Here is a 14,313-nt window from a genome sequence, read left to right on the forward strand (position 1 = left end):
TAGTTGAGCTAGTCGGCGACGCGGAAATTGAAGATCGATTCGTCGAACCGGTTGTAGTCCTCGTAACCGACGAGGTCGTAGAGGTCGCGGCGGTGCTGCATCTCCTCCAGGTGCGACACCAGCGTGCCTTCGGTGCGCAGCGTTCTGAGTGCGCGCTCGGCGGCGCTCATCGCCATCCGCAGCAGTGACACCGGCCAGATCACGACATTCACCCCGACGTCGCGCAGCTGGTCGGTGGTGAACAGCTCGCTCTTCCCGAACTCGGTCATGTTGGCCAGCATCGGCACGTCGACGGCGGCGCGGACGGCTTCGAACTCGGCGAGCGATTCCAGCGCCTCGGGGAAAACCGCATCGGCGCCGGCATCGACCAGCCGCTTGGCGCGCGCAATGGTCACCTCAAGGCCTTCGACAGCGCGGATATCGGTGCGGGCGACGACGACGAGGTTCGGGTCACGCCGGGCGTCGACGGCGGCGCGGATGCGCTTGGTCGCCGTCGCGTCGTCGACCACCTGCTTGCCGTCGAGATGTCCGCAGCGCTTCGGGTTCACCTGGTCTTCGATGTGCAGCGCCGCGACGCCTGCTTCTTCCAACTCCTGCACCGTGCGGGCGACGTTGATCGGTTCACCGAAACCGGTGTCGGCGTCGGCCAATACGGGTAACTCGGTGACCCGTGCGATCTGGCGGTTGCGGGTGGCGACCTCGCTGAGCGTGGTCAGCCCGATGTCGGGAAGGCCGAGGTCGGCGCTGAGCACCGCACCGGATACGTAAACCCCGTCGAAGCCGCATTGCTCAATCAGCTTGGCGGACAGCGGATTGAACGCCCCGGGGAGTTGCACCAACTCGCCGGAGGCCAGCCGTTGCCGCAGCCGCTGGCGTTTCTCGGCCGCGGTCGTCGTCGCGTAGAGCACGTCTACTCCTCGTCAGAAGATTCCGGGCGGCCCAGGTGGTGGCAGCACGCCCGCGGGTGCGGCGAACGTCAACTCCCGCACCTCTTTCGGTCCCAATTCCGGCAGCCGCAGCGCCAAGGCGAGGAATCGCTCGGCTTCCTCTTCGCCCAGCACCGGCACCGCCAGGCTGCGGTATTTGTGCACGTACTCGTCGCGACCGAACGGCCGCGCACCGTTGGGATGCGCGTCGGCGACGCTGATTTCGTCCGCGACGGTGCGGCCGTCGGTCAGCGTGATCACCACGCGTCCGCCGTAGGACGCATCACCGCCCGTGCTGTGGTAACGCTGTGTCCATTCCGGGTCTTCGACGGTGGTGATCTTGTTCCACAGCGCGACGGTGTCGGGACGCGACGCGCGCTCGGGGGTGTAGGACGCCTCGTGGTGCCATGCCCTGTCCTGCAGCGCGACCGCGAAGATGTACGGCAGCGAGTGATCGAGGGTCTCCCGCGACGCGTGCGGGTCGTACTTCTGCGGGTCGCCCGCTCCCGATCCGATGACGTAGTGCGTGTGATGCGACGTATGGATGACGATGCTGTCCACCCGCTCCGGGTCGGCGACGTCCGGGTTGTCCCCGGACAGCTTGCGCGCCAGGTCGATCCACGCTTGCGCCTGGTACTCGGCGGAGTGCTCCTTCGTGTAGCTGGCGAGGATGGCGCGCTTGGGCTCACCCGGCTCCGGAAGCGGCACCTCGTAACTCGCGTCCGGCCCGTCGAGCAGCCAGGCGATGACACCGTCCTCACCCTCGTAGATCGGCGACGGGCTGGTCTGTCCCCGCATGGCCCGGTCAACGGCTTCGATCGCGATCTTGCCCGCGAAGGCCGGCGCATACGCCTTCCACGAGGAGATCTCCCCCTTGCGGGACTGGCGCGTGGTCGTCGTCGTGTGCAGCGCCTGCCCGATCGCCTGGTAGATCACTTCGGTGGGCAGTCCGAGCAGCGTCCCCACAGCCGCGGCCGCCGACGGCCCGAGGTGGGCGATGTGGTCAATCTTGTGCTTGTGCAGGCTGATTGCCCGCACCAGATCGATCTGCAGCTCGTAGCCGGTGGCAATCCCGCGCACGACCGAGGCGCCGTCGCTTCCGACATGCTGAGCCACCGCGACGACCGGCGGGATGTTGTCACCGGGATGCGAGTAGTCGGCGGCCAGGAAGGTGTCGTGAAAGTCCAACTCCCGCACCGCAACTCCATTCGCCCAGGCTGCCCACTCGGGGCTGGTGCGCACACTGGAATCGAGGCCGAAAACGGTGGCGCCGTCGCCTCCGCTGCTGGCCACGTGCGCGGTGGCCTGTTCTCGCGCCGCCGACGGCGCCGAGCGGGCGAGCGACGCCGCCGCAACCCCCGCGTTGTCGATGACGCGGTTGACGATCATCGCGACGACGTCGTCGTCCAGGTCGACGGGATCGGTCGCGACTTGAGCCATCGCCCAGGCCAATTGGTCCTCGCGGGCGAGGTTTTCCTCGCTGCGGTGGACTCGAACGCGGTGGTTGCGCATCAGCGATGCCCTTTCTGGTCGTTCGTTCCGAGACCGGTGTAGTCATGCCGGAAATGCTCAAGGCTGTTGTGCAAGTGGACGTGTGTCGCGTGTGCGGCGAGATCGGCGTCGTGGTTGGCGATGGCCGAAGCGATCAGCGCGTGTTCGAGCGCCGAGATGGCCAACCGCGTGGGTGAGGCGCCGGCCTTCCTGCGCACCCTGGCGAGATGGATGCGCAATGCATCAAGGGCGTCAACGAGATACACGTTGCTGGCCGCCGCGTCGACGGCCTCGTCGAATCGACGGATCAAGCTGTAGTACTCGTTGATCTGGCGCTCGGTCACCGCCGGGTCGGACAGCGGCCCGTGCCATTGCTGGAAGTCGCGGGCGAATTCGGCGAAGACCTCTCCGTCCGCGCGCCGGGCAGCGAGCCGGGCGGCCTGGGCTTCCAGGCAAATGCGCATCTCGAAGAGCGCGTCGATGTCGCGGTCGGAGACGTCGGTGACGACCAGTCCACGCCCTCGCCGGTCGTCGAGCAGACCCTCGGCCACCAGTCGCCCGAACGCCTCCCGGATAGGTGTGCGCGACACCCCGAGCCGTTCGGATTGCTCCACCTCGAACAGCGTCGTTCCGGGTTCGAGCAGGCCCTCGAGAATGTCGGACCGCAGCTGCTCATAGGCACGCGCGGCCGCACTCGTGGGCTTCGATGGCATCCGCCTAGTGTATACACGTGAGACCAAGCCGAGGATAGTCACCAGGCGTTCTTGGATCGCCCATTGCGATTGCTCGGCGTTATGTATACGTTCGGGTGATCGACATCGTCGTCACGCCGAAAGAGGCCTTCATGCGAATCTCACGAATCCTCACGGCGGTCACCGCCGCACTGCTCCTCGCCGCCTGCGGCAACAACACGCAATCAGCCGACAGCGGTAACGGCGGCGACTTCAAGGCATTGAACAGGGTCGAAATCATCGCGCCGGCGGCGCCGGGCAGCGGCTGGGACCAGACCGCCCGCGCCGTACAGGCCGCGCTCACGGCCGACGACCTGGCGCGCAGCGTCGACGTCAAGAACGTGCCCGGCGCGTCGGGCACGGTGGCGTTGGCTCAGGTGGCTCCGCAGAAGGGCAAGAGCGATCTGCTCATCGCGTCCGGGCTGGCCATGATGAGCGGCATCATCACCAACGGCACGGACGTCACCCTCGACGACCTCACCCCGATCGCCCGCCTGATCGGCGAGTACGAGGTGATCGTCGTGCCCAAGGACGTGCCATTCAACAACACCGACGAGCTTTTCGCCGCGATCAAGGCCGACCCGAAATCCGTTGCCATCGCGGGAGGTTCGGCCGGAAGCGCCGACCACATCTTCATCGGACTGCTCGCTCAGCACTACGGAGTCAAGCCGGCCGACGTCAACTACATCCCCTACAGCGGCGGCGGTGAGGCGACGACGGCGCTGCTGGGCGGCAAGGTGCAGGCGGGCGTCGCGGGCCTCAACGAGTTCGTCGAGCAGATGAAGAACGGCAACCTGAAGGGGCTGCTCGTCTCGTCGACCGAACCCATCGAAGGCGTGACGACAGCCCAGACGGCCGGCGATATCGACCCGAATCTGGAGTTCCAGAACTGGCGGTCGATCATGGCGCCCGGCGGCATCGACGACAGCCTGAAGTCGCAATACATCGACGCGATGACCCGCATGCACGAATCGTCGGCGTGGATGGACGCGATCGAGAAGAACGACTGGACCGACTACTTCCTGGCGGGTGACGAATTCGCCACCTGGCTCAAGGAAGAGAACGCACGCGTGCAGACCGTGTTGAACGACCTCGGCTTGGCCAAGCAGGCGGGTTGATGACGGCCGAGTCCTCGTCAGTCGGCGTGCCGCAACGCAAGTCGATCCCCTGGGGGGAGTACGCGATCTCGGCCGCCCTTCTGGGCATCGGAATCGTCGTGCTGCTCGACGGGCTGCGCCAGAGCGAGTCGAGGTCCGCCTCCGGGGTGGGCGCGGGCTTCATGCCGACGGTCGTCGGCGTGTTGCTCATCGCGCTGTCGGCGGCGCTGACGGTGCAGATCGTGCGGGGCCGCCTCGGCGAGGCCGACGAGGCCGAAGGCGAAGTCGACGTGCGGCGGACGCGTTGGGTGCCGATGGCGATCTGCGTCGGAGCCGTGCTGGTGTTCATCGTCGGTGTCGAACCACTGGGCTACGTCATCGTCAGCTCAATTGTGTTCTGGCTGACGGCCTGGGCCGTCGGCGCGCGACACATCGTGCGCAGCGCGATCATCGCCATCGCTCTGTCGTTGATCGTGTATCTGGCCTTCACGCGGCTGCTGGACATCTACCTTCCCCCTGGCGTGCTGGGCTTCTGATGACGGGCATCGAAGGACTGCTGGACGGTCTTGCGGTGGCGATCACGCCGCAGGCGCTGCTGTTCGCACTGCTGGGCACGATCGTCGGAACGTTGATCGGGGTGCTGCCGGGGATCGGTCCGGCGCTGACCATCGCGCTGTTGCTGCCGATGACGTACGGCCTGGCGCCCGAGTCGGCGTTCATCATGTTCGCCGGCATCTATTACGGCGCAATGTATGGCGGCTCGACCACCTCCATCCTGCTCAAAACGCCAGGCGAATCCGGTTCGGTGGTCACCGCCATCGACGGCAACAAGATGGCCCGCCAGGGCCGGGGCGCGGCCGCGTTGGCCACCGCGGCGATCGGCTCGTTCATCGCAGGGACCATCGCGACGGTGCTGCTGGCGTTGTTCGCGCCGTGGATGGTCAACGTCGCGGTGAAGCTGGGAGCACCTGACTACTTCGCCCTGATGGTGGTCGCGTTCCTCACGGTCAGCGCGCTGGTCGGGTCGTCGCCGTTGCGCGGGCTCATCTCGATGTGCCTCGGCCTGGTCGTCGGCCTGATCGGCATCGACTTCCAAAGCGGCCAGCAGCGCCTGGTGTTCGGACAGGTCGCGCTGATGGACGGCATCGACACCGTGGTGCTGATCGTGGCGCTGTTCGCGGTCGGCGAGGTGCTCTACGTTTCGGCACACCAGGTTTCGAGCCGCTTCGATCTGCTGCGGCTGGGCAAGGGTGCAAAGTGGATGACGCGCGAAGACTGGGCGCGCTCGTGGCGACCGTGGCTGCGCGGCACCGGCGTGGGCTTCCCGCTCGGCGTCATACCGGCGGGTGGTTCGGAGATTCCGACGTTCTTGTCCTACGCGTTGGAACGGCGGCTGTCCAAGCACAAGGAGGAGTTCGGCAAGGGCGCGATCGAAGGCGTGGCGGGTCCCGAGGCCGCCAACAACGCCAACGCCGCAGGCACGCTGGTTCCGCTGCTGGCGCTGGGCATTCCCACCTCGGCCACCGCGGCCGTCATCCTGGTCGCGTTTCAGCAGTACGGGATTCAGCCGGGTCCGCAGCTGTTGGAGACGCAGTCGGCGCTGGTGTGGGGCCTGATCGCCAGCCTGCTGGTGGCCAACCTCATCCTGTTGGCGCTCAACCTGCCGCTGGTGGGCATCTGGGTGAAGATTTTGGAGATCCCCAAGCCGTACCTGTTCGCCGGGATCATGGTTTTCGCGCTGCTCGGCACCTACGCGGTCAACGGGTCGACGTTCGATGTGGCCGTCCTGCTGGTGATCGGGATCATCGGCTATCTGATGCGCCGATTCGGCTTTCCGATCACGCCGATGGTCGTCGGCGCGATTCTCGGCCCCCTCGCCGAAGTCCAACTCCGACGCGCCCTCGACATCGCAGGCGGCGACGTGCTCGCGCTGGTCAGCACGCCGTTCACCATCGTGGTCTACCTCGCCCTCGCGGTAGTCCTGGTGATGGGATACGTGCTGCGCAGGCGCGCCACTCGGACGGTGCCCGCGGACTCGGGCGTCGACGAGCAGTCGACCTCGGGCGCGGAATCGCAGTGAGGTAGACGGCCTCAAGATCGAATTGGCCTGCGCCCCATTGGCCTGCGCTCGTTCCAAGCGCGCCATTCCAAGCGCGCCATTCCAAGCGCGCCTCGTTATCGAAAGCCGCCCGATGAGGGTAGCGTTGGATGCGTGACGAGTGAGTACCCCGGTGAAGTTGAACTGGATTTCGCCCGCGAATGGGTGGAGTTCTACGACCCGGACAACCCCGAACACCTGATCGCCGCCGACATGACGTGGCTGCTGTCGCGATGGACGTGTGTGTTCGGCACCCCGTCGTGCAAGGGCACCGTCAAGGGCAGGCCGGACGACGGATGCTGCTCGCACGGCGCGTTCCTCTCCGACAAGGCCGACCGCAAACGTCTGGACAAAGCGGTCAAGCAGCTGACCGACGAGGATTGGCAGTTCCGCAGCAAGGGCCTCGGTCCCAAGGGCTATCTGGAGATGGACGAGTACGAGGACAAGCCCAACCTGCGGACCCGAAAGTACAAGGGCGCCTGCATATTTCTCAATCGGCCGGGCTTCGAGGGCGGTATCGGCTGCGCGTTGCACATCAAGGCGATGAAGCTGGGCGTCGAGCCGTTGACGATGAAGCCCGACGTGTGCTGGCAGCTGCCGATCCGGCGCACCCAGGAATGGGTGACGCGTCCTGACGGGTCGGAGATCCTCAAGACCTGGATCACCGAGTACGACCGCCGCGGCTGGGGCGAGGGCGGCCTCGACCTGAACTGGTACTGCACCGGTGACCCGAACGCCCACGTCGGCACCCGTCAGGTGTGGGAGTCCTACGCCCCGGAGTTGACCGAACTGCTCGGCGAGAAGGCCTACGCCGAGTTGGCGGCAATGTGCAAGCGGCGCAGCGCTTTAGGGCTGATCGCCGTGCACCCGGCGACGCGCGCGGCCGAGTAGGCATCAGCGCGCCAGTCTTAGCGCGCGACTCTTGGCCCTGAGCTTTAGCCCTCGAGCTTGTAGCCGAGGCCGCGCACCGTCACCAGATGCACCGGGTTGGCCGGGTCGGCCTCGATCTTCGACCGCAGCCGCTTGACGTGCACGTCGAGGGTCTTGGTGTCGCCGACGTAGTCGGCACCCCACACCCGGTCGATCAGCTGCCCGCGGGTGAGCACCCGGCCGCTGTTGCGCATCAGATACTCGAGCAGGTCGAATTCCTTGAGCGGCAACGTGATCGGCTCGCCGTTGACCGAGACGACATGGCGTTCGACGTCCATCCGCACCGGGCCGGCCTCCAGCACGCCGTCGCTGATACCGACGTCGTCGGCGTCGGCGCCGCGGCGCAGCACCGCCCTGATCCGGGCAATCAGTTCACGCGCCGAGTACGGCTTGGTGACATAATCGTCGGCGCCCAATTCGAGGCCGACGACCTTGTCGATCTCGCTGTCGCGCGCGGTCACCATGATGACCGGGACGCTGGAGCGCGCCCGCAACTGCCTGCACACGTCGGTGCCGCTCATGCCGGGCAGCATCAAGTCGAGCAACACGATGTCCGCGCCCGCGCGCTCGAACTCGGCAAGGGCCGAAGGCCCGTCGGCGACAACGGTGGCTTCGAAGCCCTCTTTGCGCAGCAGGAACGCCAAGGGATCGGCCAGGGACTCCTCGTCCTCGACGATCAACACATTGGTCATGGACGTCGTCATTCCTCTCATTGATCCGAGCGTTTGTCGGACTCGTTCGCGTGATCGGGATAGGCCGGGATGGACAGCGTGAAGGTCGACCCTGTGCCGGGTTGGCTCCACAACCGGATCGAGCCATTGTGGTTGGCCGCAACGTGTTTGACGATCGCAAGCCCGAGGCCGGTGCCACCGGTGGCGCGTGATCGGGCCTTGTCGACGCGGAAGAATCGCTCGAACACCCGCTCCTGGTCGGCGGGGGCGATACCGATTCCCCGGTCCGTGACAGCGATTTCGATGTAGTCACCTTTACGCCGTCGACTGATCGACACCGGAGATCCGTTGGGCGAGTAAGCGATTGCGTTGGACACCAGGTTGGCCAACGCGGTGACGAGAAGGGGTTGGTCGCCGAGCACCTTGAATCCGGTCGGCTGGTCGGTGGTGATCTCGATGTTGGCGGTCTCGGCGGCAACCTTGTACCGCGACAACGCTTCTGCGACGACGGTGTCGACGTCGACGGCCTCGAGGTCGGGTAGCGGTTCGGCGCCTTGCAGGCGCGACAGTTCGATCAGTTCGCCGACCATGTTGGCCAGCCGGTTGGATTCGGCGACCATCTTTCCGGCGAAGCGACGCACGGTGTCCGGGTCGTCGGCCGAGGCGAGCAGTGCTTCGGCCAGCACACCCATGGCGCCGACCGGGGTTTTGAGTTCGTGGCTGACGTTGGCGACGAAATCGCGTCGGGTGGCCTCCATCCGCGCGTGTTCGGATTGGTCGTCGACGTAGACGACGGCGAAGCGGCGGTCCTCCTCGGTCAGCAGGCGAACGTGGCCGCGCACCGAAAGTCCGGACCGGCCGCGATGCATGCGGTCGCGCGGCGACAGGTCGACCTCGCTGTCTTCGCCGGTTTTGAGTGTGCGCTGGGCGGCCTCCCAGGCACGGTCGTCGAGCAGACGGTCGCGCACCAGCCCCAGCTCGCGGGCACGGTCGTTGCTGTAGACGACGTCACGGTAGGTGTCGACCACGACGATGCCGACGGGAGAGAGCGAGACGATGTGGTCGAGCATCTGCGAGACGGTGATACCCGACTGCTGGGCCGATCGCCGCTGCCTGCGTTCGATGACCCTCGGTGCTACACCCGCCCCGACGCCGATCCCGATCAGCAACGCGAGCAGTGCCACGCCTGCCGTCAGCAGCAGTGCGGTTTCCACACCCACGAGCAGATCGTACGTAACGGGTGAACGTCATCCCAGCAGCGAGCGGCCAAATCGGGAGAAGTCACACAGTCAAATGCAGGTGTTTTACCGGTGTTCACCTGCTGTTAGCCCCGAGGGAGCGGTGTTTACTTCGCGCCCTGGGCCGCGACGGCGGCCGCACCCGCGGCGGCAGCCTCGGGATCGAGATAGGTGCCGCCGATGACCTTCGGGCGCAGGTCGCCGTCGAGGTCGTACCGCAGCGGGATGCCGGTCGGAATGTTGAGGCCGACGACATCCTCGTCGGACATCTGATCGAGGTATTTGACCAGCGCCCGCAGCGAGTTGCCGTGCGCCGCGATCAACACCGTCTTGCCGGCCCGCAGGTCGGGCACGATCGCCTCGGTGAAATACGGCACGAACCGGGCGACCACGTCCTTGAGGCATTCGGTCTTCGGCGGGCCGCCGGGGATATCGGCGTAGCGCGGGTCGTCGTCCTGGCTGTATTCGCTGGTCGGGTCGAGCGGCGGTGGCGGGGTGTCATAGCTGCGGCGCCACGCCATGAACTGCTCTTCGCCGTACTTTTCTTTCGTCTCGGCCTTGTTGAGGCCCTGCAGCGCGCCGTAGTGGCGCTCGTTGAGCCGCCAGTCGCGGTGCACGGGAATCCAATGCCGATCGGCCTTGTCCAGCGCGATGTTCGCGGTCGTGATCGCGCGGCGCAGCAGCGACGTGTACACCACGTCGGGCAGGCGGTCCAGCTCCTTGATCAACTCGCCCGCGCGGAGCGCCTCCTGCCTGCCCTTCTCGGTGAGGTCGACGTCGACCCATCCGGTGAACAGGTTCAGCGCGTTCCATTCGCTTTCGCCGTGACGCAAGAGGATCAGCGTGGAATCTCCCATGCCGAAGAGACTATCCCGGCGCCCGGATGCCGCGCTGCCCGCGGTCTGCGGCGAGATCGACGAAATGGCGCGACCTACTCGCACAAATGCGCCCAAACGTTGGTTTGGGCGTAAGGAGGCGTGAGGGGAGGGACGGTCAGTCGGTGTCGTCGTCGATGAGGTGCTCGAAGGCGCGCAGGTTCTTCAGCGACTCGCCGCGCGACACCCGCCACTCCCACTCTTTCTGGATCGAGGTGCGAAAACCCAACTCCAGCAAGGTGTTGAAGTCCGAATCGACAGCCTCGAGCACCTGGCCGAGCACGCGGTCGATCTCCTCGGGAGTGACGGAGCCAAGCGACATCCGGCCGACCAGGTAGATGTCGCCGACGTTGTCGAGGGTGTAGGCCACCCCGTAGAGCTTGCGGTTGCGCTTGAGCAGGAATCGGTAGACGCCCTCGTGGTTTTCGTCGGGCTGGCGGCACACGAACGCCTCGATGCGCACCGAATGCTCACCGATGGTCAGGATCGTGTTGGTCTTCAGGCGGCGCTCGCCTGGCAGCTCGACAATGATGCCGGGCGGGCCGCCGTGTGCACCCTCGTGCCAGGTGCAGACCAGGCCGTTCTCCTTGCAGGTGTCCTCGATGATCTGGCGGATCTCGGAGCTCACGCGCGGACACCTCGCCGCATCGAGAAGCGCCGCCCATTGCGGCGGGATGTGTCGCGGTGGTGCCGGGCGCGGTAGTCGCCGATGGCGCGCCCGTAGCTGTCGAGCAGGCCGTCGACGGTGTGGGCCCAGGAGAACGTGGCGGCGTGTTCGACGGCCGCGGCGCGCAGGGTGTCGGGCCCGCGATCGACCAGATCGGCGATCGCGTCGGCCCAATCGCCGACGTCGTGTCCGGGCACCAGCGCGCCGGTGACGCCGTCGCGCACGGCCACGGGCAGGCCGCCGACCTCGGCGGCCACCACGGGGGTGCCGCAGGCCTGGGCCTCGACGGCGACCAGGCCGAACGACTCGGAGTAGCTGGGCACCGCGACGAGGTCGGCGGCGCGGTAGACATTGACCAACTGGTCGCGCGACTGCGGCGGCATGAATGTCACGCGGTCGGAGATACCCAATTCGTCGGCCAACCGGATCAGGGTGTCGGGTGCGGCCAGGCCGCTGCCGGACGGGCCACCGGCCACCACGACCCGCAGGTTGGGGAACCGACCGTCGAGTTTGGCCGCGGCGCGCAGCAGCACATCGGGCGCCTTCAGCGGCTGGATGCGTCCGACGAACGTGAGGATGAGGTCGTCGGGTGAGAGCCCGAGTGCGGCCCGCGCTGCCCGCTTGTCGCCGGGTGTGAAGGTGTCCAGGTCGACACCGGGATGCACGACGTCGATGCGCGCCGGGTCCGCGTGGTGATGCGAAACCAGTTGCTGCGCTTCATGTTCGGTGTTGACGATGAGCCGGTCGGCTTCGTCGACGACCTGCTGTTCGCCGACGGCGCGCAGGGGTGGTTCGGGTGCGTCGCCGTCGGCGAGCGAGGCGTTCTTCACCGCCGCGAGAGTGTGGGCGGTGTGCACCAGCGGCACGGCCCAGCGGTCGCGGGCCAGCCAGCCGACCTGACCGGACAGCCAGTAGTGCGAGTGCACGATGTCGTAGTAGCCCGGCTCGTGGGTGGCCTCGGCGCGCAGCACGCCTGCGGCGAACGCGCACAGCTGAGTGGGAAGGTCGTACTTGTCGAGCCCCTCGAACGGGCCGGCGACGACGTTGCGGACGAGCACGCCGGGGGCGACCCGAACGATCGGCTGATCGGCCGACGAGGTGGCCCTGGTGAAGATCTCCACCTCGACGCCGCGGCGGGCCATGTGCAGGGCGCTCTGCAGGACGTAGACGTTCATTCCGCCGGCATCGCCGGTACCCGGCTGGGCCAGTGGGGAGGTGTGCACCGACAACACGGCCACGCGATTGGGCGGATCGGTCGCTAAGCGCACACAGACATGTCTACACCTCGACCGGTGCTGCAACGGGCGAGGGCCTGTCCATCCGCGAGATTGCAGCTACGCAGCAAAACTGCGAGTGGCGGCCCGCGTGGTTACAGTTTCGCGGCTCACGCGATCGCCGCGCGCCGCCAGCCCGGGTGCGCGGCTAGGCGGTGGCCTCCGGCCTGCGCGTCAGCGCCCGTCGCATCGCGCCGATCGGATCGGCGTAGATGCCGCCCAGCGACACCACACCGGCCCCGGCCTCCTGCACGCGGTTGCCGAACGAGGTCACCCGGATGTCGCGCGGCGGCAGCATCGACCGCTTCCGGTAGGCCGCCTCGACGAGCTCCATGCCCTCCGGATACTCGGTGAACGCCTGCCCGCCGACGACCAGATCGTCCGGGTTGAGCATGTAGCGCAGCAGAGCGACGGCCTCCCCCAGCACCCGCGCCCGCTCGGCCAGCAGCGCGCGCGCATCCTCATTGCCCTGCCTGGCCGCGCGCAGCACCGCCGCCATCGTCGACCCGGGCCCCTCGGCCGGGATGATCCGCTTCTTGCGCGCCGCGATCAGCACCGCCTCGTCGCTGACGGTCGACTCCAGCTGCCCTGTCCCGCCGAGCAATTCCGAGTTGACCGGCAGGCCGGCGATCGTGCCCGGGCCGCTGGCCGGGGAATGCACCTTGCCGCCGATCGACAACGCATAGCCCGCGGTTTCGCGGGCGTACACATACAAACTCGTCGACGACTGCGGCCCGCGCCGCCCACCCAGCAGCAGCTCCGCACCGGCCATCGCGTCCACGTGCGACGCCACCGACACGGGCAGCCCAAGCGACTCTGCGATCACCGGGCCGACGGGCGCATCCGACCACCCCAGCCGCGAGTGGTTCAGATATCCGGTCGCGCTGTCGACGACACCGCCCGTGGCCACCCCGACCCACAGCGGGCGACGGCGATGCCAGCGGCTCAGATACCGACGCGCGCTGTGCGCCAACGACGCCAGCGCCGCCTCCTGCGGGCCGCGCGGCGTCGGTGTCTCCACGACATCAAGCGTGCGGCCGAACAGGTCGGTCGCCACGATGCTGGTCGTCCGCGCACCGATGTGGATGCCCAGCGTCAGAAACGGCTCGTGATTGACCTCGACGGGCACCCGCGGCCGCCCGATCGCGCCCGACACGGCCAGATCCGCGCGCTCACGCAGCACCCCGGCATCCAGCAGCGCCGTCACCTGACGGTTCACCGTCGCGATGGACAACTGCGTGACCTTCGCGATGACGTCGCGCGCGATCGGCCCGCGCGCCCGAGCGGCGTTGAACACCGAAGCCGCCGCCGCGTCGGCCACGCACAGCGACGGCGCAACGATGTGGTGCCGCGACAGCAGAGCGCGCTTGGCGTGGGCCGGGGTCTTCGCCGGGCGGAGAGTTGTGGTGGTGGTTCGCACGTGGATGTCCTTCGTCGAAGTCGTCGGGTGGGGGTCGTGGCCACACCTGGCGACTCAGCGGGACAGCGTGCTTATCCGGGGTCGGTCAGGCGCGGCAGATCGCGCGACAACAACAACACCGGAACATGTGCGCCAACTTAGCACAGCCAACTAACCGCTCGCCCAGTGACGTCACCGACTACCGCGGGAAGTGCAGCCGCTGGGTGGCGAACAACTTATGCGGGTGGCCCAGGTGATTAGCCGCCGCGACGACGTCCATCCACGTGGGAATCAGCTCGCTGTCGCCGTAGACCAGACGGCATGCCGACTCCAGCGTGTGCCCCGCCACGGTCAGTCGGAAGTTCAGGCCCGGGCGGATCAACACGGTGCGCGGCGTCGGCTCGGTGTCGGGATCCATCTGGTTGGCGAACGCGATCACGACCGCAAGACGGTCGTCGCCGTACCACCGCGCGGCCAGCGTCGGAAAGCTCTCCCCGTCCACCACGGTGTGGTGCCCGACGTCGCCGAGTTCCGGAATCAGCAGCCACGCACCGCGTTCGATCGGCTGCTGGGCCACGCCGCTGGCCACCTCCCAGATCAGCTGCATCTTGGAGTCCTGTGTCCCGTAGTACTGCTGGGTGATCTGGGCACGGGCGGCGGTGGTGTCGTCGGTGGTCCACAGGTGCCGGTACGTGACATAGGGCACCAGCAGTTCCTGACCGGCGAAGATCAGGTCGGGGTTGGCGAGGTTGTTCATGTGGGCGATCACCGGGTACAGCTCGCCGTCGCCGTATTCGCGTGCAGCGATGCCGAACAGTGTGTCGCCCGGTTGCACCGTGTAGTTCTTCATTGGTGGTTCCTTTCCGTGTGCAGCAACGCACACCGAAAAGTCAACGCAGCCCGCGGCGGGCGCACA

Annotated in this window: 14 protein-coding genes; 4 read left to right on the top strand and 10 right to left on the bottom strand. The window is 67.1% G+C overall.

All coding sequences use genetic code 11. The annotated features are described in order from the left end of the window. Positions 1-8: 8 nt before the first annotated feature. From prpB to CQY20_RS01220, 3 genes are read right to left on the bottom strand one after another with little or no spacing between them, the layout of a single operon-like run. The gene (gene prpB / locus CQY20_RS01210) at positions 9-908 is read right to left on the bottom strand and encodes a methylisocitrate lyase (protein WP_097937832.1); all 900 of its coding nucleotides are present in this window, start codon (positions 906-908) and stop codon (positions 9-11) included. A gap of 12 nt (positions 909-920) precedes the next feature. Continuing rightward, positions 921-2,438, bottom strand: a complete 1,518-nt coding sequence (locus tag CQY20_RS01215; protein ID WP_097937833.1) for an MmgE/PrpD family protein — start codon at positions 2,436-2,438, stop codon at positions 921-923. Further along, positions 2,438-3,130 (bottom strand): GntR family transcriptional regulator, encoded by a 693-nt coding sequence (locus CQY20_RS01220; protein ID WP_097937834.1) that lies wholly within the window; start codon positions 3,128-3,130, stop codon positions 2,438-2,440. The genes CQY20_RS01215 and CQY20_RS01220 overlap by 1 nt, the downstream gene beginning before the upstream one ends. A 131-nt stretch (positions 3,131-3,261) precedes the next feature. Here CQY20_RS01220 and CQY20_RS01225 point away from each other — a divergent pair, with 131 nt between their 5' ends. The 4 genes from CQY20_RS01225 to CQY20_RS01240 all read left to right on the top strand — a co-directional run bounded on the left by CQY20_RS01225 (position 3,262) and on the right by CQY20_RS01240 (position 7,234). After that, on the top strand, positions 3,262-4,266 hold the full coding sequence (locus tag CQY20_RS01225; RefSeq protein ID WP_133119009.1) for a Bug family tripartite tricarboxylate transporter substrate binding protein: 1,005 nt from the start codon (positions 3,262-3,264) through the stop codon (positions 4,264-4,266). Continuing rightward, entirely contained in the window at positions 4,266-4,781 is a 516-nt protein-coding gene (locus CQY20_RS01230) for a tripartite tricarboxylate transporter TctB family protein (protein WP_097937836.1), read from the top strand. The genes CQY20_RS01225 and CQY20_RS01230 overlap by 1 nt, the downstream gene beginning before the upstream one ends. Then, the gene (locus CQY20_RS01235) at positions 4,781-6,325 is read left to right on the top strand and encodes a tripartite tricarboxylate transporter permease (RefSeq protein WP_097937837.1); all 1,545 of its coding nucleotides are present in this window, start codon (positions 4,781-4,783) and stop codon (positions 6,323-6,325) included. Before CQY20_RS01230 ends, CQY20_RS01235 begins: the two co-directional genes overlap by 1 nt. A 132-nt stretch (positions 6,326-6,457) precedes the next feature. Further along, the gene (locus tag CQY20_RS01240; protein WP_097937838.1) at positions 6,458-7,234 is read left to right on the top strand and encodes a DUF3109 family protein; all 777 of its coding nucleotides are present in this window, start codon (positions 6,458-6,460) and stop codon (positions 7,232-7,234) included. A 44-nt stretch (positions 7,235-7,278) separates the two neighbouring features. On the opposite strand, the gene regX is transcribed toward CQY20_RS01240, so the two are convergent. The 7 genes from regX to CQY20_RS01275 all read right to left on the bottom strand — a co-directional run bounded on the left by regX (position 7,279) and on the right by CQY20_RS01275 (position 14,247). Beyond that, entirely contained in the window at positions 7,279-7,965 is a 687-nt protein-coding gene (gene regX, locus CQY20_RS01245) for a two-component sensory transduction protein RegX (protein WP_097937839.1), read from the bottom strand. Positions 7,966-7,982: 17 nt separating this feature from the next. Further along, complete coding sequence (locus tag CQY20_RS01250) at positions 7,983-9,164, bottom strand: sensor histidine kinase (protein ID WP_097937840.1); 1,182 nt, start codon at positions 9,162-9,164, stop codon at positions 7,983-7,985. A gap of 125 nt (positions 9,165-9,289) precedes the next feature. Then, positions 9,290-10,039 (bottom strand): phosphoglyceromutase, encoded by a 750-nt coding sequence (locus CQY20_RS01255; RefSeq protein WP_097937841.1) that lies wholly within the window; start codon positions 10,037-10,039, stop codon positions 9,290-9,292. Positions 10,040-10,175: 136 nt separating this feature from the next. Further along, the gene (locus CQY20_RS01260; protein WP_097937842.1) at positions 10,176-10,685 is read right to left on the bottom strand and encodes a type III secretion system chaperone family protein; all 510 of its coding nucleotides are present in this window, start codon (positions 10,683-10,685) and stop codon (positions 10,176-10,178) included. Continuing rightward, positions 10,682-11,992 carry a D-inositol-3-phosphate glycosyltransferase gene (gene mshA / locus CQY20_RS01265; RefSeq protein ID WP_097937843.1) on the bottom strand — a complete coding sequence of 437 codons (1,311 nt, stop codon included), beginning with the start codon at positions 11,990-11,992 and terminating at the stop codon, positions 10,682-10,684. The genes CQY20_RS01260 and mshA overlap by 4 nt, the downstream gene beginning before the upstream one ends. 154 nt (positions 11,993-12,146) lie before the next feature. Further along, positions 12,147-13,418 (bottom strand): ROK family protein, encoded by a 1,272-nt coding sequence (locus tag CQY20_RS01270; RefSeq protein WP_165789234.1) that lies wholly within the window; start codon positions 13,416-13,418, stop codon positions 12,147-12,149. A 178-nt stretch (positions 13,419-13,596) separates the two neighbouring features. Beyond that, a complete protein-coding gene (locus tag CQY20_RS01275; protein WP_097937845.1) occupies positions 13,597-14,247 on the bottom strand; it encodes a LysM peptidoglycan-binding domain-containing protein in 651 nt (216 codons plus the stop codon). Positions 14,248-14,313 lie beyond the last annotated feature (66 nt).

The organism is Mycolicibacterium agri (assembly GCF_002553505.1).
GTDB classification, from domain to species: domain Bacteria; phylum Actinomycetota; class Actinomycetes; order Mycobacteriales; family Mycobacteriaceae; genus Mycobacterium; species Mycobacterium agri.